This window comes from Treponema primitia ZAS-1 (assembly GCF_000297095.1).
Taxonomy (GTDB): domain Bacteria; phylum Spirochaetota; class Spirochaetia; order Treponematales; family Breznakiellaceae; genus Termitinema; species Termitinema primitia_A.
The window spans coordinates 99,547-121,224 of the sequence record NZ_AEEA01000050.1; the positions used below are offsets into that span (position 1 = coordinate 99,547).

Below are 21,678 nucleotides of genomic sequence, written 5' to 3' on the forward strand. Positions count from 1 at the left end.
CCCTCCTCCCGTTTTTGCCACTTTGGTAGGGAGCGACTATTTAATGAACGATTCTTCGTCCGTGTGGTTAGTGTGGGTTACCTTGCGGGGGTTTTCCATACTTGGCTTTCTTCAAAGCCGTGGATGGACTTAATTAGTGCCAGCCAGTAATCTGCTTCGTTTTTTGAGGTATAGGGGCCGACTCGGACACGGAAGAAGGTCTTGCCGTCTACGTCGCGGTTTTCGATAAGGGACGTGATGCCCTTGGAGGCTAGGGTGTCTTTGACGCCTTCGGCACGGGCTACGGTGGAGAAGGAGCCGGTTTGTACCCAGAAATTTTCGCGGGACTTTGACTGGGCGGGGGCGGCGGATTTGGGAGCTGCAGCCCGGGGAGCGGCGGCAGCGGGTGTTTGCCGGGCCGGGGCCGGTCTGGCGGCAACCCGGGGCGCATCGGGAACTGCGGCAGTGACGGGGCGGGGTACGTCTACGATCAGCCGGTTGCTGGCGCCTGAGGTACCGCGATCCACCGTTACGGTATCGCTGGGGTTTTCGCCGTAAATATAAAAGACATTATCCTGGGCATTGCCTTCGGGAGGGGTCCGGAGGCCCTGGATGTCTACGGAATTTTTCACCAACTCTACCGCATCCAGTGACGCCGGTAGATTGGGGTTGTCGATTCCTTCAGGGTTCCCTGCGGGAATGGGTTTTACCGGTTTTGCCATCGCAGCAGCAGCCGGAGATGGGTTCCGGGGCGAAAACACCAGAATTGAAGCTCCTATCACAATGACAAGAAAAACACCTACAGAAATCGCTACGAGCAGTAATTTCTTCTTTTCCATGATACTTACGCCATCCCCACCCGGGAAAGAATTTCGTTTAGTCGGTTATCTATACGCCTTCGATACAGGGAGGCGCAGAAACCAAAATATCCCCGGTTTTCTATTATGTATATATCGGCCTTTTTTTCGAAATATTGAGGGGTGAATTTTTTTTGGCTCCCAAATCGGCGCAGGATCTGTCCGAAGCTTAGACCGTCCCGTTTACGGGCCCGCAGGAGCCGGGTCAGGGTTGGGGCCTGTACCAGGATGATGCAGTCCAACTGCGGGAAGGCGGAGGACCGGTGGAGCAGCGCCGCGTTGATTACGCAGGGCTTGCCTTCCTGTTCGTCCCGTTGGGCGGCTATCCATTCTGAAGTCATTCGGTTGGCCGCCGGGTGGACTATCCCCTCCAGGGCCGCCAGGTTCTCGCCCTTGCCGAAAACCTTCTCTCCCAGAAGCCGCCGGTCTATGGCGCCGTCCGTCCCCAGGATATCCTCCCCAAAGCGTTTCAGGATGGCCTCCCGTTCGGTTTCGATGGCCCGGTGTCCCAGCTTGTCCACGTCCAGCACCGGCAGGCCCCGTTCCTCCAGGAGCCGGCCTATGTAGTTCTTCCCCGCGCAGTAGGTTCCGGTGAGTCCGATGACTTTTTGTTGATTTGTAGTATTTCCCACGTTATGTATACCGGGGTCCTAAAGGGCTTCGTCACCCTCGGCGGTGAGCTCTTCAAACTCTTCTTTTTCGAGCTCCTCGGTTTTCTTGATGATCTGTACCGCCACCTTCTTCCCCACTATACCGGGCCGGCAGAGGTACTTCTTTTTATTGCCGATGTTGAGGGAGAATGTATCTCCCACCCGGACATTGTAGAGCCGCACCACATCCCCGGTACGCAGGGATAGCACATCTTTAATAGGAATATTTATCCTGCCGATTTCCGCTACGATGGTAACGTCCACGGTGGAAAGTTTTTCCTTAAGGGTATTGAGGTTTTCGTTCGTAGCCGCCCGCCGAGCCGATGAATACCAGAACTGGGCGGATAACTTACCGATGATGGGCTCTATGGTCAGGTAGGGTATGCAGAAGTTCATCATCCCTTCGACTTCGCCCACCTTGGTCTCCAGGGTTACCAGAACAACCATGTCTGTGGGCGGCACGATCTGGGCAAACTGGGGGTTGGTCTCGATTTGGCCCAAGCGGGGCCGAAGGTCGATTACCTGGGCCCAGGCTTCCCGCATATTTCCCAGGATACGGACTATCATCCCCTCCATAACCGCCGCTTCAATATCCGTCAATTCATGCTGGGACTTGGTCCCCTCGCCGGTACCCCCGAAGAGGCGTTCGATGATGGAAAAGGTGATTGCCGGGTCTATTTCCAGGATGGCGTTCCCCTTGAGGGGGTCCATATTGATAACCGCCAGGGTGGTGGGAGTAGGGATGGAACGGATAAATTCCTCATAGGTAAGCTGGTCCACCGATGCCACATGGACGTGGACCATGGAACGGAGATTTGCCGACAGAGCGTTGGTGGTAAGCCGGGCAAAGGTCTCATGCATAATCGAAATGGTCCGGATCTGCTCTTTGGAGAACTTATCGGGGCGTTTGAAGTCATAGATCTTGATTTTCCGGGTATCCGCGGCGGGCTTGAAGTCCTCCGGTTCGGTTTCCCCGGCGTTGATAGCAGTGAGCAGCTGGTCTATTTCATCCTGGGACAGGACTTCGGTCATTTTCTACGCTCCGACATTAGTATAACATCGGCATATTATCTTATCAATATGCAAGTAAATAAGGAAATAGCGCAATTTTGGCATTTTCATTTTGGTCGTGAACTACACGCTACGGGTAGTGCCTCCTTGAAAGAGGACACTACGAGAATTTGGCCGCCTGGCGCCCTTGTGTTGACCGCATGATTATTCTGTTTGGTGGCTATCCAGGTAAATGCGAATATCGTTGATTAATTTTTCTACTGCCCCTATAAAGGCGCCGTTTTTTTCCGTTACTTTTTGAAGGTCGCTTGCCTTGGCGGCGAATTCCAGTTCTTCAGCCATGTTGCCTATTTCTACGGCATTAATGCCCCGGCTTGCCCCTTTTAGGCCGTGAATCGTGATCATATAATCGGAAAGATTTGTTCCGTTTGGTTCGCGGATTGTGTCGAGCATCGCCGGGGCGCTTTTGCTGTAACTCGTCAGGATGCGCTTGTATATTTTTTCACTGTTGTAGCGTTTAATGCCCCCTGGCATATCCAAACCCGGCACAGATTTTTCAGGTTCTTGTTTTTTAGCCTCGTCCGCATCGGGTCTTTCTTTTTCTGCCCGCGCCAAAGTTTCGGCGCTCTGCTTGGCCCTTACCCATTTGCTGAGCATCGCGTCAAGTTCTATAATGTCTATGGGTTTTGACACAAAGCCGTTAAACCCATTTGCAAGAAACATCTCTTCATTGCCGGTAAGGGCATTGGCGGTAAGGGCTACAATCGGAATATTTTTTGCGTAGTCGGCGCCGATTTCATTTCTGATGATGCGCACCGTTTCTATGCCGTCCATTTCGGGCATCATGTGATCCATGAGCACGAGATCGTAGGGGTGTTTTTCGTCTTTAATCATTTCTATGGCTTTCATGCCGCTTGAGGCACATTCAACCGTAAGTCCGTAAGGTTCAAGCAGGCCCTGGGCTACTTCAAGGTTTATGGCCACATCATCCACGACGAGTACCCTGCCGTAGGGCATCCAGGCTCTTTTCAAATCCCGGACGGGGTTATGGTATTCTTCTATAAAACGAAGGGCCGCGAACATCTCCGCTTTTTCTTTCCCTATTACAGAAGTTCCCGTTGTTCTTTGCGGGATTGTCATTGTAAAAGTACTGCCCTTTCCATATTCGCTTTCCACGCTGATGGCGCCGTTCATAAGGGTCAAAAGTTTTTTGGTGATCGAAAGCCCAAGACCGGTGCCTTCGATTTTCCGGTTTGCCTTGGTGTCAAGCTGGCTGTATTCTGAAAAAAGTTTTTCCCTGTCTTCCTGCCTGATTCCGACGCCCGTGTCGGAAACCTTCAGTATCATACGTATTCCGTTTTCAAAAGGCTCGTGGGTTATTTCAAGCCGCACCTTTCCGGCCCTGGTATATTTAATCGCATTGGACAGGATATTATTAAGAATCTGCTTAATCCGCAGTTCATCGCCAAAAAGAGTTTCAGGGAAATCGCCGCTCACCGAAAGTTCAAAGGCAATCGGTTTTTCACCTATACGTACCATATTGAGGCGCACCGATTCACTTATCAGAGAAGCGGTACTGTATTCTACCGGAATTATTTCAAAATTGCCCGCTTCAATTTTTGAAATATCCAGAATGTCATTTATAATTCCAAGCAGGGTAACTCCCGAAGCTCTGATTTTTTCAATGCTGCCGTGAGCGGCTTCGGACAGCGTTTTTTCTAGCACAATGTTTGAAAGGCCAATGATGGCGTTTAGGGGCGTGCGTATTTCGTGGCTCATGGTTGCAAGGAATTCGCTCTTTGCCCTGGACGCGGATTCGGCAATCTTTACCTGTTCGGCAAGTTCCCGTGTTCTTTCCCCAACCAAAATTTCAAGCTCCGCTTTTTGCTGATGTACCTGATTATACGAATCGGCCAGGTGTTTTGCTAAAGCGACGGTCATACCGGTTGTCACAAAAAAGAAACTGTAGCGGGTCAGGAAAATACCCGTATGGATGAATGCCGCGTCCAGTGTGTCAACTACGGCGGTCAGGCTCAAAAAGACAATAACCGTAACGATATTTCCGAACAGAGTCTTGGCAAGGCCGTTCTGTATCTCTTTTAGGAGATTCCATTTGGCATAGGTATGTTTTTCCCATTGGCGGTGAATGCCTTTGCAGAAGGGAAACATTACATCATGGCCCAAAACATAGATCAGCATGAGCATGCAGACTACTCGCCAAAGATTCAATGCGTTGTCAGAAAATTCAAGGGAGAAAAACGACTGTAGGATAATCAAGACGAAACAGAAAAGGCCGTACAGCTTTGCAGGCAATTGAATACGGTTAAAGTTGAGCTGTTCGATAAAAGACGCCAGGAAGAACACCAGAATATAGAGGGCCGAATATTCAATTTTTTGGGTGATTGCGGAATCGCTGATAAGGTTATAGATGACAGGACTCCGGGCAATAAAATAAATCCCCGTCATAATCGAAAAAATGCCGTAATAGAAATTATACTTTTCCGCTCGCCGCATCAGGAAGAAAAGCAAAAGATGATAGAGGCCGACAAAAACATACACGGTACAAAAAATCAAAGTCATTTGGTCGGCGCTGTGCCTCATCACGATGCGGTAATCGTCAATAAAATGCGGAGCGGTATAAAAAAGCCCGCCATAATCGAAACCGGGAGGGCTTATGATCCTAATGGCAAGAATGTTCGTACCGGTATGAAAAATATCCCGGTACACCGGAATACCCGCGCCCCGCCGCGTCCGGTGATCGGTTATTTGGCCCTTTGGGTCCAGATAGATTTCTGAATGGACTAAAAACCCGTTGAGGTATACTTCCCAGTTATCCCCAATGCCCGCCAAATAAATGCCCGGCGTTACCGGCGGCGAACTTCTCAGGGCGCGTATCGCTTCGGTATCGACTTCAAAAGGGATGGCCATGGTGAATTCCTCATCGGCGTCTGCCCATGGAGAAAGAAACGGGCGGCCGCTTTTGAGGCCCAGGATGTCCTTAATAATAAGCGAGGTCCTTCCCTGGTTGGGCAGCGCCGCCGCCTCCCAGTCATCGGGAGAAAATTCCCGGATTATATCCTGAAAGTTAAAGCCCTTTTTTGCATAAATAGGGCAGTCGGACAGCTCTACCCTGAAGGGGCTTTCCGCGGGATTTTTCGGCCTTAAAAAGAAAAGCACGGCGCCGATTAGGGCCGCGGCCAGAAGAAAATACATTGCAAATTGAGCAGGTTTTTTCATTCTGAATAAATGATATATCAAAATGACAAATTTAACTACCTTTGCATCAACTGGAAAAAGTCTAGAAAAGCCCCGCCAAGTCTGGACAAAAGATAGGGGTTTTCCACCAAAAACACGAAAAACGGCGCCTGGCACCAGTTTAGCCGAATTTCTTGAAAAAATGGCCCGCGAGCTTGATTCCGTTATTGATAAAATGAAAAAGTAAGTTCCACTCCACCTTTGGGGTTACCGTATAAGGGACTTTGCGGCACGGAAATCTTGACGCTGGTAAAAAGTCCTAAGGTGATATAAAATGAAAATTGGAGACCATATGCAATCAATAAAGACCGTACTGGACAGCGGGAAATTAGAAAACCTTATTGCCCTTCCTCCGGATTTCAGGCAAAAAAAGGTTGAAGTTATCATACAATTGATTCCCAACGAAAGCACAAGCACCGAAAACCAGCAAAATTTAAAATCAGAATCCTTTGGGATGTGGGAAGACCGACAGGATATGGAGGATGTTGAATTATTTGTCAGGAATTTGAGGAAAGGCAGAAAATTGTGCTAATAGACTCGGATGTAATGATTTGGTTTTACCGCGGCAAGCTCAAGGCACAGCAAATGATCTATCAAAACATTCCTTTTAGTTTATCCGCCGTTTCTTATATGGAAATAGTACAGGGAGTAAGAAACAAAGAGGAACTCAGTAAATTAAAAAAAGATTTAACACAATGGTCTACAAAGATAGTCCAAATAAATGAAGCGGTTTCTGAAAACGCAATAAACCTACTTGAAAAATACAAATTAAGTAATGGATTGGAATTAGGGGATGCTTTAATTGCTTCGACTGCATTAGAATGCCAGGAAATTCTGATAACAGGAAATACTAAACATTACGACTATATACCCAATATACAGATAATGCCGTTTTTTATTGTATAAATCTAATCAACGCCAGCGGGCTCGGAGTATTGGAGGCGGTAAAAAAAACTGGAGGGATAAAATGGGTAAATTAGCGCGTTTTCTGCTGCAGGACCACTGGAAGAAAACAAAGCGGGAAGATGACCGGCGGATCGCAACCCTGACCCCAACAGCGGGAGTCGCGGAGGATAAGGATATCCCCTACCGGAATGATGGAACCCCCCTGCATCGCCTTGATGTGTATTATCCCGAAGGAAGCTCCGGGCTGCTCCCCACGATTGTTGATATCCACGGCGGCGGGTGGATGTACGGCGATAAGGAGCTGAATAAGTATTACTGTCTCTATCTGGCCTCCCAGGGGTTCGCGGTACTTAATGTGAGTTACCGGCTTTTACCGGAAACAGATCTCAAGGGGCAGGTTCAGGATATCTTCGATTCCCTGCATTGGCTTGAGCGTAATGGCGAACAACATCACTGCGATACTAAACGGGTGTTTCTTACCGGAGATTCCGCGGGGGGGCACCTCGCCGGTCTGACTGCCTGTATTCAGCTCAGCGGGGAACTGCAAACCCTCTATGGGGCCGCCCCGGTATCCTTTGCCATTTCCGCCCTGGCCATAAACCATGGGGTATGCGATCCCGTTGGCCACGGTATCACGGGGTATCAATTTACCAACCGGGAAATGGACCACATGTTTTTCGGGAGTAATCCAACACAAAGCCCCCTCTATGCTAAAGCAAATTTTCAGGATACCGCGCAGGGGCTATCCCTGCCGCCAATACTACTCGTAAGCAGCGAGGCGGACGACTATCACAGCCGTTCCCTAGCCCTGAAAGCCTATCTGGACGGCATTGGCGCATCATCTCAAGTATTGTTTTGGACTAAAGCCCAGGGGGAAAAGCTGGGTCATGTGTTCAACATTTTATACCCCCATTGGCCGGAAAGTGTGGAAACCAATAAGGCCATATGCGCCTTTTTTACCGCTTCAGCATAGCCCTTGCCCCCTATTGCAAAACAGTACATTATCCGGCACAATGGAACCAAGAAAATCTACCATTCAGGAGGTCATAATGTCCGATTCGGACGGCGGCAGTAGCAGCCGCCATAGACAAAGTCCAAACAATTTTCGGCTTATGGCCCTGCCCTGCTAAAAACATAACCTTCGGGTTTCTTTTACGGCATAGTGGCGGAAGCCATAGGACCAAAGGGAACCTATTATGGAAAAAGAAGCAATTTTAGAACTCCTCAACGAAAGCCCCATGAGGGTGGCGGAACTGCATTCAGCTTTTTCAGAGATGAATGTGGTGAATATCGCGGATATCTTTAAGGACGAAAATAAAGAAACGGACCTGCGGATCTTCCGGCTTTTGCCCAAAAGCATTGCCTCCGAGGTGTTTTCCTACATCGATCCCGACGAACAGCAGATGCTCATAGAAGCCCTTTCTGATAACGAAGTCAGGGACATTATGAATAAGCTCTTTGTGGACGATGCGGTAGACCTGATTGAAGAAATGCCCGCCGATGTGGTAAAGCGGGTTCTCCAGAATACTCAGAATGAAAAAAGAAAGATCATCAACCAAATGCTGAAGTACCCCGAGGATTCTGCGGGCAGCATTATGACCACCGAGTACGTGGATCTAAGCGAGGACGCCACGGTTAATGAGGCCTTTGACGAAATACGGAAAAACGGAATAAACAAAGAAACTATTTACACCTGTTATGTAATACGCCGGGACAGATTACTTGTGGGGGTGGTGTCCGCAAAAACACTGATGCTGTCAAAACCGGGCGACAGAATTGGTGATATAATGGACGCCACATTTGTGTCCGCCCATACCACGGATGACCAGGAATTGATCACCCAGCAGTTTAAAAAATACGGCCTCCTGGCAATGCCCGTGGTGGACAACGAAAACCGTCTGGTGGGGATTATCACCGTTGACGATGTGGTACAGATTATCGAAGAGGAAAACACCGAGGATTTTGAAAAAATGGGCGCCCTCAAGCCTTCGGAGGAGCCTTACCTGAAAACCGGTGTTTTTACCCAGGTCCGTAACCGTATTGTGTGGCTTCTCTTTTTAATGCTCTCCGCTACCATAACCGGCGGGATCATTGCGAGCTTTGAAGATGCCCTGGCGGTTCTCCCGGTTCTTATCGCCTTTATCCCCATGCTCATGGATACCGGGGGCAATGCGGGAAGCCAAAGCTCCACCCTGATAATCCGCGGTATGGCCCTTGGGGAAGTCGGGTTCAAAGATATTGCGGTGGTACTCTGGAGGGAGATCCGTATCGGTTTTCTCTGCGGTTTCATCCTGGGGTTTATTAACTTTATCCGTATTTATCTGACCAACGGGAAAAATAGCCTTTTGGCCGTGACCGTAACCCTTAGCTTGATGCTTACCCTTATGATAGCAAAGAGCCTCGGCTGTTTCCTGCCCATGGTGGCCAAGAAGTTAAAGGTAGATCCGGCGATCATGGCGGCGCCCCTTATCACTACCATTGTTGACGGCGCTTCATTGTGGATCTACTTTGTCATCGCCAAAATGATGTTCAAGCTATGATTTGCGTTTAATTGACTATTTCTGTAATCTGTGGTAGTATACTCGGAAAGTATGTTACTTTTAAAAGCCAAGGAGTTTATGTGGCGAAAGAAGAAGCGATAGAGGTCGAAGGGGTTGTCCGGGAAGCCCTTCCCAATACCATGTTCAGGGTAGAACTTGACAATCAGAACGGACACCTTATACTGGCCCATCTTTCCGGAAAGATGCGTAAACATTACATCCGTATTGTCCCCGGCGACCGGGTACGGATTGCCCTATCCCCCTACGATTTAAGCCGCGGTCGGATCATCTACCGCGAGCGCTAAAACCATTACCCCTTCAAAATAACCCAGGTAGACCCGCTTCCCCCTTCGATGGCCGGGCTTTGACCGCTTTCTCCGGCAAAGGGACAGCGTTCGATAAAATCCCGGACGGAGCGCTTTAATACCGCTTCCCCTTCGGAATGATTTCCCTTTCCATGGACGATGAGGAGTTTTTCCAATGCTTGCTGTCGGCTGACGTTAAAAAAGTTGTCCAGGGCAAGCCATGCTTCATCACGGGTGAGGCCGTGGAGGTCGATTGTGGCGTCCGGTTTTTTGGCCAGGAGCCTGCGGCGGCGTTCCCCGGGGGAAACCGTGGCCTTGGCTGTTTCGGCATCCTTATCGTCCACGCCGTATACCCGCAGCCAGGCGGTGAGGGGATCAACCCGCTCTGATCCGGCGGCCGCGGGATCTTCCTCAGACCGCTGCTTGACCGCTTTTTTGCCCGCAGGTTTCGCGGTTTCACGATCCCATTGATTCAGAATATCCCCAAAATCCATTATTCAGCCTTTAGTAAAAAACAAGATTATCCTGACGCACCCACCCGGCGTCTCCATCGGCACTTTCCGCATAGGCCCAGGGCTTTGAGGCGGCGCGGACCCGTACCGGCTGGCCTTCCAGCCAACGGGCGCTGATCGCCCCCTGGCTATCCGGCACGCGATAAGCCGCACAGGCACGGAGCACCGCACTTTCCTGTAAGGTTTTTCCCGTACCCCCACGGGAAGACGCGAGGCCGGCAATACCAAGTCCCAAAATACCGATCAAAAGTAAAATAACAACTTTATAACCCCGGAGAAACAGGGAAGTTACGCTCTTTTTTGGCAGCCATATGGCCAGTATCAATAAACAAAAACTAAGGATGATCAATAGCAAAAAGAAATTCCGGGGGCGCCATTTTTCATCCTCGGTCGTGGAAAGTCCAAGGGACTGTTCCGCTGCCCGGCGCGTCGAGACCAGATTTGGGCCCCCTAAGAGGTCCCGTTCCCCCCGCCGAAGTTCTCCCAGAGCTTCGGCATAGAGGGCCATGCTCCAAAACTTCCGGGCCGCCTTTAGTGTTTCTTCGTAGGCCCGGCGAAAAGGGGGAAACGGTTCCTCCCGGATTTCGGGAAAGGCCGGCGCGGGTTTTTGGGGCGGGACTGCTTCGGGTAATGGTTCCGGAACCGGGGGAACGGCGTTACCGGGAACCGGTTCCTTGCGGGGAGCAGCCGGGTTCAGCCGTATCGAGATGGCCGGGGCATCCAGGGTAAGGGTATCAAAATGAAGGGTGAAGGGCTCGATGGAAACCCTGGTTCCTTCCAGGGGGATCAAACGGAGCCGCAGTACCCGGCCCTGGTCCAGATCTTCCTTTGTCAGGGGCAGTTCCTCCAGAAGCGCCTCCGCCGGAGCGGTACCGCGGAACGGCGCCGGGCGAAGGGCCTTTCCCGGATCCCCGCCGAGGATGCGGAGGATTAATTCCGCGTCCTCTCCTATGGTCAGAGCGGCTGGAAGGGTATCCCAGGCCAGGCGGGGGTGGTATTCCTCCTTCATCCCTTCCTGGGCTATCACATAGGTCTGCAGCTTCCTGGTAGTGGTTCTGAACCCCCGGACACTTACCTCAAAGGCCCCCAAGCTTATGGTCCCCGTTCTCTGGGGAACAAACAAAAATTCTACCAGAGTCCAGCGGGTTCCCTCTTCGGGGGAAGTCCTAATGAGCCGGGTTTCTTTCCGGGACTGGGCAAAGGTGAGGGATGAGGGCAGATCCGGCGGGATGACCGTCACATCCTCAGGGACCGGATGATCCACCAGGATAGAAATTCGCCAGGAACCGTCGAGGACCGGGCGTTCCGGGAAGCTTTCCACCAACACCACCGGTTCTTCTCCGGACTGTCCAAAGAGACGGGGTGAGAAAAATAGGGGGACAATAAGCGGGATCAGAACTAGTAATCCGGTCCTGCAGTATCGGTGTCCTCGGCCCATTCCCGGCTTTTCCATTGGTCTTGCTCCTTCCGGCGAATATAATCAAAAAGAACCTGAGGGTTCTTTTGCTGTTCCTGAAGATTCAAAGAGAGAGAAGATGATGCATTGGAGTTTTGATGGGACAGGGAAAGGAGGCTTAGCTCCAGGTTCCGTTTCGCCTCAATGCGGCTGCCATCGGTTTCCAAGGCGGTCCGGAATTGATCCACCGCGGCGGCAAAATCGCCGGCATGGAAACGGACCACCCCCCTGTTGTAGTAGATCCGGTAGATCAGCTCCCGGTGATCCTCCCGCATCAGATCCGTCAGACCTTCTTCGGCGGCGGCAAAGTGCTGGAGGGCTGCGGCGCCTTCGTCCAGGGAAAGGTACACCAAACCCAGGCCGTATTCGGCATAGGGCGCGGTTTCGGCAAATTCCAGGGCTTCCAGGTAGGCGAGGATTGCCTCGGTATACATGCTCTGGGCATTAAAGAAGTTGCCCCGCAGAAGCAGGAGCTTCCCCGAAATCTGGCTCCCTAAGGACATGGAACAGGAGGCGCCTAACAGGAACAGTAATGCAAACAGGCAAAGGAGCCCCGCCGGGTAAACCGGATGATTTTTTTGGGGGGGTAGGGGTTCAACCATGTTTTCGCCTCCCCTTCTCCATAATTTTCGAAATGCCCAGAAAGATAAGGGCGGCGATGACAAAGATATACCCCAGATCCCTGGTTTCCCGGCGAAATCCCTTTACGGTAGTTCCGGAACCCAAGCTGCCCGGGGCGGCCAGGGACGCCAGATAATTCGCCAACTGGGCCGCAGCGTTACTCCGGTTTCCATCCACATAGATACCCCCGGTACGCTCCGCAGCATTTCTGAGGACTTCATCCTGTAAATAGCTGATCACCGGATGCCCGTCCTCCCCCAGCATGGCAGCGTTTCCCAGGGGAACCGCGCCGCCCTCTCCGGAACCGAGTCCCACGGTGATAAGGGTGATATCCGCATCTGCGGCTCTGTCCAGGGCGTCACCCAGGGAGCCCCCCAGGGATTCTCCGTCCGATAAGAGTATGATCCTGCGCCGGCTGGGGAAGGCGTCCTGAAAAGCTCCGGCGGCAGCGTCGATGAGCGATTCCAGGTTGGTTCCCCTGCCGGTAATGGCGGAACCGGAGAGGCTCGACAAAAAGGCCCGGATCGCCTCGGTATCTTCGGTGAGGGGGAGGGCTAGTACCCCCTTGCCCTTGCCTATGGCTGCTCCGAACCGGACCCCCGAGGCGCCGGCGCCTAAATTCCGGCTGGTAAACCAGGGATTGTTTACCAGTTCTACCACCAGCGACGCGGCCCGGCTGAGCCGCGATGGACCGCCGGGGCTGATGTCCCGTACATCCATGCTGCGGGACAGATCGATGGCAAAGACCACGTCCACCCCCCGGCGGGTTTCGCTCACCAGCCGGGTACCGCCACGGGGTTCCGCCAGGGCGATGATTACACAGGCCAGGAACAGGGTAAAAGCTGCGGTGGAAACAAGGTAACGGAAGTGCAGGTTCGAAACGAGCTTATCCCCGGAATCCCGGGAAAGGAAGTTTAAAACTGCGCGGCGTTTACGGTAGTGGAGGAAGGCCAAAAAACCTGCGGGGATCAGCAAAAAGAGGGCAAGCAGTACCCTGGGATTATCGAAGCTCACAGGAAGGCCCCCAGTATATACCGCCGGATAAACCGGGCGGCGCAGATCAGAGCCAGGGCGGTAATCATCAGGGGGATACGGAAACTCCGGGTCCGGTTTATCGTACCGGAACGGCGTATAATCATCTCCCCCTCGTCGATGCGGGAAAATGCCAGGGAGAAGGCCTCCGCCGAAGGGGCGGAAATATACTGACCGCCCCCGCTTTGGGCAATGGATCTAAGACTTTCGGAATTAAACCGGGAATCGAAGGTGCCGGTACGGCGTATCCTGGTAACCGGATCCACATAGTCAATGGGAACTTCCCCGCCGCCGCCCACTCCGATAACCCAGAGGGAGGCTCCTGCATTCTGAATGGCCGCCGCCGCAGTCTCCGGGTGAATCGCCCCGGCGTTGTTTTCCCCGTCGGTGATCAGCGCCACCGCCCGGCGCGGGGCTGCGGAATTCCGTATGTGCAGCGCCGCAATCCCCAGGCCCATCCCCAGGGCGGTACCGTCCCCCAACTCGCCTATACGCAGGGAATCGAGCCGGGAAAACAGGGCGCCCCGATCAATCGTGGGGGGCACCAGGAGGCTTGCATCGTTCCCCACGGCCACCAGCCCTATGGCGTCCGAGGGCCGCTGTGCGGCAAAGTCCCGGACCAGATCCCGGGCGGCGTCGAAGCGGTTGCGGCCGTTCATGTCGATCCCCGCCATGCTGGGGCTTATATCCACCACAAAGAGAATATCCGCCCCCCGGTTAAGCCACACCAATTCTGTGCTGATAAAGGCAGGACCGGCGGCGGCGAGAAAAAGGGCGAAAACCCCCGCCAGGTCCAGAACGCGGATGGCCCGTACCAGAAATTCCACGTTGAAGGGAGGCTTGAAGGGGCTCCCTCCGGGGGGGCCCAGGGGGATTACCAGGGTAAAGGCGCCTTTTAAAAAACGGGAGATGACAAAGCACAGAAACACTATTACTGCGCCCGCAAACAGGAGCAGGGGCCGTTCAAAACCGATATTCATTCGGCGCCTCCCGGTTTAGAATAGTGTTCTTTTTCGGCGGTCTCCAGAAGACCGGTGAGTTCCTTAAATTCGTCAAGAAGGCCGGACACCAGTTCCCGCTCAATGCTTTCCCCGCTGAACCGGAGAGTATCGCAGCGACGGAAGAGATCCGAAATCGCGGCGGGGGAAAGGCCGTCGGCGGTTCCCAGAGCGGGGAGGGCGAGCAATTCCCGGGGAACCATGGCCCGGCAATTGGTTCCCGTAAGTATCCCCAGGAAGCTGCGGAATTCCCCCGAAAGGGCTTCCAGGGTTTCCCCCTCCTTACCCGCTTCGGTGTTCCGCAGCCGTCGTAGACTTTTCCCCATGGCGCGGATAACCTGCCGCCGCCTGAGCCGTTCCGCAAAATTGCCCAGCCTGGTTTTCCCCCAGAATCCGCCCAGGGTCAGGGCAAGGAGCAGGAGGATGATCCCCAGGATGGTTCCGTAGATCATCACCGCGGTACCCGGGGCAGTTAAGGGCTCCGCGGGTCCCGAAAGGACCATCCCCCGCTGTTCCACCGAAAGGATGGAACTGATATTAACCTCAAGGCCCGTAAAGGTATGGGAGGCGATTTCTATGGGGGGCAGTAATATGAGCCCCGGAACATAGGCTTGGAAATCGACCAGGAGCCGGACAGCGGTTCCCCGGCGTTCCAGTTCCACCCGGTTGATTACCAGCTCGTTGGACCGGGGCAGACCGGCGCCCTGGATCACGGCGCCTTCGGTTCCCGCAAAGGCGGAACCAAGGGGAAACACCAGCCGCCCCTTATCGCCCACAAAAATCGTCTGGGGAATTATGTAGGGGGTGTTATCTCCGGAAATGCCCGAGGGGTGATCCTGGGAAAAACCCGGAAAAACCGGCAGGACAAGCCAGATAAGGAGGAGGAACCGCCTCATGATCTGCGCTCCCCAAAGAACCGGGTCAGCACCGCAGGGGCGTCTTCGGCGGTGGAAAGCTCCACGTAGGAGGCGCCGCAGCGGTGGCAGAGGGATTTCCACAGCTTGGTCCGATCACTATGCCATTCGGCCCAGGCGGAACGGAAGGAGGAAAAGCCCGTGGGAGCATGGAGTACCGTCCCGGTTTCAGGGTCCCCCATGGTGAGGAGTCCCAGGTTGGGGATCTCCTTGTCCAGGGGGTCGGTGATCCCTATGGCTATCACATCGTGTTTAGCGCAGAGGTAACCCAGCTCTTGTTCCCAGTTAATGCAGAGAAAATCCGAAAGGATCACCACCAGGCTGCGCCGCTTGAGGAGCCGGCCGGTTCCTGCCAGGGCAAGCCCCAGGTTGCTTCCCTTTCCCCCGTCGCTTGTGCGGAAAACTTCGCCGCTCGCCGTTGAAAGGAGCCCGCTGATGATGCTCATGATATGGGATCGCCCCTTACGGGGGCTAAAAACCCGGGTAATTTCCTGGTCGAAGCATACTGCGCCGATCCTTTGTCCCGCCCGTTCTGCGGAAAAGGCAACCAGGGCCGCCGCCAGAATAGCCTGATCCCGACGGCGCATATCCGCGGCGAACATGGACGCCGATTCATCCAGGACCAGACAAACCGTCAGTTCCCGTTCTTCCCGGTACATCTTAACATAGGGGGTTCCGAACCGGGCGCTCACGTTCCAGTCGATGGAACGTACATCATCCCCCGGTTCATAGTGGCGGACTTCATCGAATTCTATCCCCTGGCCCTTAAAAACCGAGCGGAAGTCCCCGGAGAGCAGATCCTCCGCAAGACCCCGGGCAACCAGGGGAAATGTGGCGATTTTTCGAAGAAGCTCGTAGCGGTCCACAGTCTCAGGGTACCGGAACAAAGGCCAGGATACGGGAAACCACCGCATCCGGGTCCAGCCCGTCCGCTTCAGCTTCGTAGGAAAGGACAATACGGTGCCGCAGTACCGGCAGGGCCGCAGTTTTTACATCCTCGGGGGTAACGAAGAGGCGGCCGTTGAAGAGGGCCAGGATACGGCAGCAGCGGTACAGGGCGATGGAAGCCCGGGGGGAAGCGCCGAAGGAGATATACCGGTACAGCCCCTCCCGCCCGGCCCTTCCGCTGCCGGCGCCTTCCGCAGGCCGCGATCCTCCGCGGGATCTGGCGCTTGCCGGCTTTGCTGCGGATGGCCTGGTGGCCGAAACCACCGAAACAATGTATTCCCCTATCTTATCGTCAATGCGGATCGCCTCCGCGGCAGTCCGGAGGCTCTCCAGTTGGGAAGGTCCGAGGATCGGCTTCAGGGTTGGGACATAGGAATTATGGGGGTTCAGAATACGGAGTTCCTCCTCCGGGCTTGGGTACCGTACCAGCAGTTTGAGGAGGAACCGGTCCAGTTCCGCTTCGGGCAGGGTATAGGTCCCCTCATGTTCAATGGGGTTCTGGGTGGCCAGGACGAAGAAGGGATCCGGCAGGGGGTAGCTCTCCTCTCCGATGGTAACCTGATGCTCCTCCATGGCCTCCAGCAGGGCGGACTGTACCTTGGCGGGGGCCCGGTTAATCTCGTCCGCCAGGATCACATTGGCAAAGACCGGCCCACGGCGTACGGAAAACTTTCCCGTAGCCTGTTCCCACACCAGGGTCCCGGTCACATCCGCGGGGAGCAAATCCGGAGTAAACTGGATCCGTTTAAAGTCCAGGCCGGTAATTTCCGCCAGGCTCTTCACCGCCAGGGTCTTTGCAAGCCCCGGCACTCCTTCCAGCAGGATATGTCCCCGGGCAATCAGGGCCATGAGGAGACCGTCGATCATCTCCCGCTGTCCGATAACCCGCTTGGCCAGTTCCTCCCGGCAGGAATCCAACAATTTCTGCGCCCCGGCCAACAGGGCTTCCGTATCCGATACATCCAAATTAAGTTGAGCCATGATCCTATTGTACTCTGCGGTGTTCGCTGGGGCAATATGCAAGGCGAATAATACCAGGGATGAGGCACCGGTCTATTGCTAAACCTATTATCTGTCTCTTTCCGCAGTTGAATATTGCCGTATAATACATAATAGTAAAGTAGTGGAAGCGGAAGAGGTTCGCGCCATCGCTCTGGCGATCCAGCGTGAAGAAATGACCGAATATCATGTGTATACCCAACTGGCAAAGATCTGTAAGGACACCCATAACGCCGGGGTGCTCCGGAAGGTTGGGGAGGCGGAAAAAACACACGCCGCCTTTTGGCAGTCCAGGACCGGCGTGCAGGTAAAGCCGGACCGGTTTAAGGTTTTTACCACCGTCATCACCGCCCGGATTCTGGGGCTTTCCTTTACCCTTAAACAAATGGAAAAAAAAGAGGGCACCGCCTCTAAAAGCTACCTGGCCCTGACGGAACAGTTTCCCGAGGTTTTGGCCATAAGCCTTGAAGAGGCGGAGCATGAACGGGAACTGCTGTCCATGCTGAACGAAGAACGGCTGCAATACGCCGGCTCCATCGTGCTGGGGCTGAACGATGCCCTGGTGGAACTGACCGGCGCCCTGGCGGGGTTCACCCTGGCCCTGGGGGAAACCCGTACCATAAGCATGGCCGCTCTGGTAACCGGGATATCCGCCGCCTTTTCCATGGCCGCCTCGGAATACCTTTCCTGCAAGGCCGATAATGACCCCCGGGCAATGAAATCCGCCCTCTATACCGGGACCGCCTATATCATCACGGTGATGCTCCTGATTCTCCCCTTCCTGCTTATCCCGAATAAATATGCCGCCCTGGGAATAACCCTGGCCGCTGGGGTGTTTATCATTTTTCTTTTTAATTACTACCTGGCCACCGCCAAAGACCTGGACTTTAAACGGCGCTTTGGGGAGATGACCCTTATCAGCCTTGCGGTGGCGGCCCTTTCTTTCGGCGTGGGCTGGGTTCTGAAGAATATCCTGGGAGTAGATGGGTAGTATTCCCACGACTATTTTGCTTTCCCTTTAAAAAGTACAAAAAAGTACCCATAGACCAGGATTGTACTATTGCAGAAAGGGCATATATTCTATTTCTATGAAGGTATGTCTATGATCCGCCGTTTGATCCGTCTTACCCCCTGCCTGATTCTTCTTGCCCTGACGCCCCTTTTTGGGGATGAATGGTACGCTTCGCCGGTACCGGATACCCGCTCCCTTGCCAGCCGGGATATTTATAAGATCCGCCAGGACCGACAGGGCTTTCTCTGGATACTCACCGCGAATGGGCTTTACCGGTATGACGGCCGTTCCTTCCTTCAATTTAATTATCACCCCGGCGCCGATCCCCGCTTTTCCTTTCAGGACGCCAAATTTACCGCCTGGGCGGAGGACGATCAGGGTTTTCTGTGGATCGGCACAAACCGGGGGCTTCACCGTTTTGATCCCCTGAGCTTTGAAACAGACTCCTTTCGGGATGAGGTGTTTGCGGATCAGGTAATCCTGGATATTGTTGGAAGTACCACAGGATTGTGGGTTTTAACCGACGCTGGTTTATACCGGAAAGGGGGAGCTTCCTTTGAGGAGCTTTCCCTGCCCGGGGGCGGGCACGCCGGGGCTATAGCGCAGGATTCCGGGGGTATGCTCCTGGCGGGCAGCTGGGAAGGGCAGATATTCCGGATGGAAGGGGGATCCTTCCGCGCCATGGGGGGAGTCATTCCCCAGGGGATCCGGCACATACGGAGCCGGGGCGCCACGATTATTGCCGTTACCGGAAGCGGGGATACGGGGCCGGACCGGGTGTACGCCATTAGGGAGTACGGGGCGGATCTGCTCTGTACCGTTTTGGCGCCCGTGGGGGATCTGCTGCTTTTAGACGAAACCCTGCTTATTGCCTGTACTTCCGGCGAAGCTTCCCGCGGTACCGGGACTATCGGCGGTAGTTCCGCCCTCTATGAATACCGTTTTCAGGATCGGACCATCAGCCCGCTGGAAATTCTGCCGAACCATTCCCTGTATACCCTTTTTCGGGACGCCCAGGACACTATCTGGCTGGGAGGCTGGGACACTTCCCTGGTAAAACTTCGGCGTAAAAATGAATATGTTACTATTCTTCCCCATTCATTGGGGGAAGACGCGGAAATACTGGAAACCCTCCGGTACCTGGAGGACGAAACAGGGCTTTGGGTGTATACGGGGGAAGCAAAGGTTTACCATATTTTCCCGGGGAAAGAACCGGTCCCCTATGGATTTGAAGGGCCGGCGGATTTTTCGCAGTTCCGGGTAGCCGCCTTAGTACGGGACACCGGCGGTTCCCTTTGGGCGGGGACCAGTCAGGGGCTGTACCGCCTTGACTCCGGCGCGGGCCTGTTCCGCCGGGTTCTGGAGGGCGGCATATACGGCCTGGAAATGGTTCCGGGAGACGGGGGAGATACCCTGTGGGCCGGTATGCGCCGGGGGGTTATACGTTTTAATCCTTCCCGGGGAGAGCAGTATTTCTATTCCCTGGAACATGGCCCGGCGGAACAGTTTTTCTGTTCCCGTTCCGGGGAGCTCTGGGTAAGCGCGGGGATTGAGGGCCTGTACCGCTTGCAGGTGGGCCGGTCCGCCGAACCGGGGGAGTTTGTTTTTTATACCGCCCCCTATGACATGACCCTGGGATCGGCGCTTGAAGATACAAGCGGCAGGGTCTGGTTCCGTACCGGATCTTCCCTGTTTTTTTATGACGACGCCGCGGACCGCTTACAACGCTGCCCCGTCCCCGGCGTCCTGGTCTGGGACATAGGTCCCGATGCATCCGGCGGCCTCCTTATCGCCGCCGAAGCCGGGGCCTTTCGGTACGATTCCGCGTCGGGGGAACTGGTGCGGCTCAGCGCGGAAAACGACGGGCCGGTACTCAGCCTGTTCCGGGATACGGGCGGGATCCTCTGGGCCGGGACCTACGGCGGCGGTCTGATCGCTATTTCGGAAGGAACACCGCCGGTCCGGTATGGTCCGGGACAGGGGCTGCCGGATACCATTGTCTATTCGGTTCTGGAGGACCGGAAAAACCGCCTGTGGGTACTGACCCGGAAGGGGCCGGCCCTGTTGAACCGGCCTTCAGGGGAGCTGACCCCCCTTTCGTTGGGAGAGGATTTGGAGGGGGATTATTTTCTCCAGTGGGGAGGAAGACAAACAGGAACGGGGAAATTCATTTTTTTAGGACGCAGGGATATTGTTTTTTTCGATCCGGAACAGAGCATTTTCAACCCCGCGGCCTTTCCCTTTAGTATTAGTGCGGTACATCTCCGGGGCAGGCTCCTGCCCCCTGCGGCCTGGCGGGGAGAAAAGCCCCTCTTTATTCCCTGGGGCAGGGGACCGGCGGAAATCAGTTTTGCCCTGCTGGACTATGAACACCCCGGTGATGTCCAGTATGACTATAGTTTTTCTACTGCTGAAAATAGCTGGATACCCCTGGGCAGCCGGAATACTCTTACCCTGGGTGATATGGCCGGGGGTAAACACACCATCCACCTTCGTGCCCGTTCCCCGTGGAATAGCTTTGACCCTTCCCTCCATACCCTGACGCTGCCCCTCTATGTCCAGGCGGTTTTCTGGAAACGGCCGCTTGCTTGGGTAGTTTATGCGGCAATGTTTATCGCCATCCTGGGGACGGCCCTGCTTCTGTACCGGCAGAAACAGTTACTGCGCCTAAACCGGATGAAACTGGATTTAATTTCCCATATCTCCGAGCGGGTGTTTAATCCCCTTTCGATAGTAAAGAATTCGATATACGAGTTGATTAAAAGGCTCCCTTTGGAAGAACGGATGGATTCCCAAAACCGCTGGAACAGCACCGTTAATTCCATTAACGAATTTAAAGAAGAGCTTCATACTATTCTTTCCGTATCCCAGCCGGAGACTCCTAATGATGCCGGAGCGGAAGTGGAATCGGAAAATTCTTCTGAAAAGAATCCGGATAAGGAAAAGCCCCTGATCCTCGTGGTCCAGGGGGATCTGAAATTTGTGGAAACCCTGGACTCGGGATTTTCCGGCGATTTTAATATTATCAAAACAGCATCGGTGCAGGAGGCGTACCTGTACCTGGAAGAATCAAACCCGGATATCATTCTTCTGGACAAAACCCTGTCCGATGGAAGCGGGTATGATCTTCTGAAAAAGATACAGGAGCATCCCCGGACGCGCAATATCCCTGTTGTCTTTTTAGCGGTCCCCGTAAGTCCGGAGGAAATTGTTGCGGCCCTTGAGCAGGGCGCCGCGGATTATGTTGCCAAACCCTTTGTGGTTGACGAGCTTCGGGCGCGGATAAAAAATGTCCTGAGCCGTAACCGGGCTTCCGCCGCTACGGTGGTCCGGGAAATAAAGGAACTAATCGATGGCTCCGCCGATCCGGGCGGAACGGTGAGGAAGCTTCCGGGTAAGGAGATCCGCCTGGGGATCTATAAAAAGAAAAACCTTTCTCCTAAGGAACAGGACATTGTGGAGTACATACTGCTCATGGGTAACGCCCCCTATAAATCCTTCGCAGAAAAGCTGGGGATACAGCACCAGACCCTGCGGAACAACGCGACTAAAATATTTGGCAAGCTGGGGATAAGTACCCGGCAGGAATTGCGGGATAAGCTTATCGACGAAGCCGCTTCTTTGGATACGGAATCGTCATAGCTTGTATTTTTTATGAAAAAAGCCTACATTTCCTCTATTAA

Annotated in this window: 20 protein-coding genes; 8 read left to right on the forward strand and 12 right to left on the reverse strand. The window is 53.9% G+C overall.

Translation table 11 applies throughout. From position 1 onward, the window contains the following. Positions 1-77: 77 nt before the first annotated feature. From TPRIMZ1_RS0108670 to TPRIMZ1_RS0108685, 4 genes are all read right to left on the reverse strand, one after another. The gene (locus TPRIMZ1_RS0108670) at positions 78-818 is read right to left on the reverse strand and encodes an SPOR domain-containing protein (protein ID WP_010257871.1); all 741 of its coding nucleotides are present in this window, start codon (positions 816-818) and stop codon (positions 78-80) included. A 5-nt stretch (positions 819-823) separates the two neighbouring features. Further along, positions 824-1,468 (reverse strand): dephospho-CoA kinase, encoded by a 645-nt coding sequence (gene coaE / locus TPRIMZ1_RS0108675; protein ID WP_010257874.1) that lies wholly within the window; start codon positions 1,466-1,468, stop codon positions 824-826. Between the two features lie 18 nt (positions 1,469-1,486). Continuing rightward, the gene (gene fliM / locus TPRIMZ1_RS0108680; protein ID WP_010257877.1) at positions 1,487-2,518 is read right to left on the reverse strand and encodes a flagellar motor switch protein FliM; all 1,032 of its coding nucleotides are present in this window, start codon (positions 2,516-2,518) and stop codon (positions 1,487-1,489) included. Between the two features lie 183 nt (positions 2,519-2,701). Beyond that, a complete protein-coding gene (locus tag TPRIMZ1_RS0108685) occupies positions 2,702-5,734 on the reverse strand; it encodes an ATP-binding protein (protein WP_026043621.1) in 3,033 nt (1,010 codons plus the stop codon). A 22-nt stretch (positions 5,735-5,756) separates the two neighbouring features. On the opposite strand from TPRIMZ1_RS0108685, the gene TPRIMZ1_RS20485 reads away from it, so the two are divergent. The 6 genes from TPRIMZ1_RS20485 (at position 5,757) to infA (ending at position 9,503) form a co-directional block, all read left to right on the forward strand. Further along, positions 5,757-5,939 carry a hypothetical protein gene (locus TPRIMZ1_RS20485; RefSeq protein WP_157784205.1) on the forward strand — a complete coding sequence of 61 codons (183 nt, stop codon included), beginning with the start codon at positions 5,757-5,759 and terminating at the stop codon, positions 5,937-5,939. 105 nt (positions 5,940-6,044) lie between these two features. Further along, positions 6,045-6,284, forward strand: coding sequence for a hypothetical protein (locus tag TPRIMZ1_RS0108690; RefSeq protein WP_026043622.1), 240 nt, complete (start codon positions 6,045-6,047; stop codon positions 6,282-6,284). Positions 6,285-6,337: 53 nt separating this feature from the next. Further along, positions 6,338-6,658 carry a type II toxin-antitoxin system VapC family toxin gene (locus tag TPRIMZ1_RS0108695; protein ID WP_232616787.1) on the forward strand — a complete coding sequence of 107 codons (321 nt, stop codon included), beginning with the start codon at positions 6,338-6,340 and terminating at the stop codon, positions 6,656-6,658. 61 nt (positions 6,659-6,719) lie between these two features. Continuing rightward, positions 6,720-7,631, forward strand: coding sequence for an alpha/beta hydrolase (locus tag TPRIMZ1_RS18705; RefSeq protein WP_010257885.1), 912 nt, complete (start codon positions 6,720-6,722; stop codon positions 7,629-7,631). A 223-nt stretch (positions 7,632-7,854) separates the two neighbouring features. Continuing rightward, complete coding sequence (mgtE, locus tag TPRIMZ1_RS0108705) at positions 7,855-9,198, forward strand: magnesium transporter (protein ID WP_010257888.1); 1,344 nt, start codon at positions 7,855-7,857, stop codon at positions 9,196-9,198. 80 nt (positions 9,199-9,278) lie between these two features. Next, a complete protein-coding gene (gene infA / locus TPRIMZ1_RS0108710) occupies positions 9,279-9,503 on the forward strand; it encodes a translation initiation factor IF-1 (protein WP_010257891.1) in 225 nt (74 codons plus the stop codon). Positions 9,504-9,508: 5 nt separating this feature from the next. On the opposite strand, the gene TPRIMZ1_RS0108715 is transcribed toward infA, so the two are convergent. From TPRIMZ1_RS0108715 to TPRIMZ1_RS0108750, 8 genes are read right to left on the reverse strand one after another with little or no spacing between them, the layout of a single operon-like run. Beyond that, on the reverse strand, positions 9,509-9,997 hold the full coding sequence (locus TPRIMZ1_RS0108715) for a Smr/MutS family protein (RefSeq protein ID WP_010257894.1): 489 nt from the start codon (positions 9,995-9,997) through the stop codon (positions 9,509-9,511). 10 nt (positions 9,998-10,007) lie between these two features. Continuing rightward, positions 10,008-11,468, reverse strand: a complete 1,461-nt coding sequence (locus TPRIMZ1_RS0108720; protein ID WP_232616785.1) for an SH3 domain-containing protein — start codon at positions 11,466-11,468, stop codon at positions 10,008-10,010. Continuing rightward, positions 11,414-12,073 (reverse strand): hypothetical protein, encoded by a 660-nt coding sequence (locus tag TPRIMZ1_RS0108725; protein WP_010257900.1) that lies wholly within the window; start codon positions 12,071-12,073, stop codon positions 11,414-11,416. Before TPRIMZ1_RS0108725 ends, TPRIMZ1_RS0108720 begins: the two co-directional genes overlap by 55 nt. Further along, positions 12,066-13,106: a vWA domain-containing protein gene (locus tag TPRIMZ1_RS0108730; protein WP_010257905.1), complete on the reverse strand. Its 1,041-nt coding sequence runs from the start codon at positions 13,104-13,106 to the stop codon at positions 12,066-12,068. The genes TPRIMZ1_RS0108725 and TPRIMZ1_RS0108730 overlap by 8 nt, the downstream gene beginning before the upstream one ends. Then, on the reverse strand, positions 13,103-14,104 hold the full coding sequence (locus TPRIMZ1_RS0108735) for a vWA domain-containing protein (RefSeq protein ID WP_010257908.1): 1,002 nt from the start codon (positions 14,102-14,104) through the stop codon (positions 13,103-13,105). The genes TPRIMZ1_RS0108730 and TPRIMZ1_RS0108735 overlap by 4 nt, the downstream gene beginning before the upstream one ends. Beyond that, positions 14,101-15,018: a hypothetical protein gene (locus TPRIMZ1_RS0108740; RefSeq protein WP_010257912.1), complete on the reverse strand. Its 918-nt coding sequence runs from the start codon at positions 15,016-15,018 to the stop codon at positions 14,101-14,103. Before TPRIMZ1_RS0108740 ends, TPRIMZ1_RS0108735 begins: the two co-directional genes overlap by 4 nt. Further along, entirely contained in the window at positions 15,015-15,950 is a 936-nt protein-coding gene (locus TPRIMZ1_RS0108745; RefSeq protein ID WP_232616786.1) for a DUF58 domain-containing protein, read from the reverse strand. Before TPRIMZ1_RS0108745 ends, TPRIMZ1_RS0108740 begins: the two co-directional genes overlap by 4 nt. Further along, a complete protein-coding gene (locus TPRIMZ1_RS0108750; RefSeq protein ID WP_010257918.1) occupies positions 15,907-16,965 on the reverse strand; it encodes an AAA family ATPase in 1,059 nt (352 codons plus the stop codon). Before TPRIMZ1_RS0108750 ends, TPRIMZ1_RS0108745 begins: the two co-directional genes overlap by 44 nt. A 142-nt stretch (positions 16,966-17,107) precedes the next feature. Between TPRIMZ1_RS0108750 and TPRIMZ1_RS0108755 the strand changes: the two genes are divergently transcribed. Continuing rightward, a complete protein-coding gene (locus tag TPRIMZ1_RS0108755; RefSeq protein ID WP_010257921.1) occupies positions 17,108-17,974 on the forward strand; it encodes a VIT1/CCC1 transporter family protein in 867 nt (288 codons plus the stop codon). A gap of 111 nt (positions 17,975-18,085) precedes the next feature. Continuing rightward, entirely contained in the window at positions 18,086-21,637 is a 3,552-nt protein-coding gene (locus TPRIMZ1_RS0108760; protein WP_198429921.1) for a two-component regulator propeller domain-containing protein, read from the forward strand. The last annotated feature ends 41 nt before the right edge of the window (positions 21,638-21,678 follow it).

Excerpts from the sequence above, each read along its gene's own strand:
- TPRIMZ1_RS0108670 (WP_010257871.1), bottom strand. The coding sequence starts at position 818 with ATGGAAAAGAAGAAATTACTGCTCGTAGCGATTTCTGTAGGTGTTTTT.
- fliM (WP_010257877.1), bottom strand. The coding sequence starts at position 2,518 with ATGACCGAAGTCCTGTCCCAGGATGAAATAGACCAGCTGCTCACTGCT.
- TPRIMZ1_RS0108685 (WP_026043621.1), bottom strand. The coding sequence starts at position 5,734 with ATGAAAAAACCTGCTCAATTTGCAATGTATTTTCTTCTGGCCGCGGCC.
- TPRIMZ1_RS20485 (WP_157784205.1), top strand. The coding sequence starts at position 5,757 with ATGACAAATTTAACTACCTTTGCATCAACTGGAAAAAGTCTAGAAAAG.
- TPRIMZ1_RS0108690 (WP_026043622.1), top strand. The coding sequence starts at position 6,045 with ATGCAATCAATAAAGACCGTACTGGACAGCGGGAAATTAGAAAACCTT.
- TPRIMZ1_RS0108695 (WP_232616787.1), top strand. The coding sequence starts at position 6,338 with ATGATCTATCAAAACATTCCTTTTAGTTTATCCGCCGTTTCTTATATG.
- TPRIMZ1_RS18705 (WP_010257885.1), top strand. The coding sequence starts at position 6,720 with ATGGGTAAATTAGCGCGTTTTCTGCTGCAGGACCACTGGAAGAAAACA.
- mgtE (WP_010257888.1), top strand. The coding sequence starts at position 7,855 with ATGGAAAAAGAAGCAATTTTAGAACTCCTCAACGAAAGCCCCATGAGG.
- TPRIMZ1_RS0108715 (WP_010257894.1), bottom strand. The coding sequence starts at position 9,997 with ATGGATTTTGGGGATATTCTGAATCAATGGGATCGTGAAACCGCGAAA.
- TPRIMZ1_RS0108720 (WP_232616785.1), bottom strand. The coding sequence starts at position 11,468 with ATGGAAAAGCCGGGAATGGGCCGAGGACACCGATACTGCAGGACCGGA.
- TPRIMZ1_RS0108725 (WP_010257900.1), bottom strand. The coding sequence starts at position 12,073 with ATGGTTGAACCCCTACCCCCCCAAAAAAATCATCCGGTTTACCCGGCG.
- TPRIMZ1_RS0108735 (WP_010257908.1), bottom strand. The coding sequence starts at position 14,104 with ATGAATATCGGTTTTGAACGGCCCCTGCTCCTGTTTGCGGGCGCAGTA.
- TPRIMZ1_RS0108740 (WP_010257912.1), bottom strand. The coding sequence starts at position 15,018 with ATGAGGCGGTTCCTCCTCCTTATCTGGCTTGTCCTGCCGGTTTTTCCG.
- TPRIMZ1_RS0108745 (WP_232616786.1), bottom strand. The coding sequence starts at position 15,950 with ATGCGGTGGTTTCCCGTATCCTGGCCTTTGTTCCGGTACCCTGAGACT.
- TPRIMZ1_RS0108750 (WP_010257918.1), bottom strand. The coding sequence starts at position 16,965 with ATGGCTCAACTTAATTTGGATGTATCGGATACGGAAGCCCTGTTGGCC.
- TPRIMZ1_RS0108760 (WP_198429921.1), top strand. The coding sequence starts at position 18,086 with ATGATCCGCCGTTTGATCCGTCTTACCCCCTGCCTGATTCTTCTTGCC.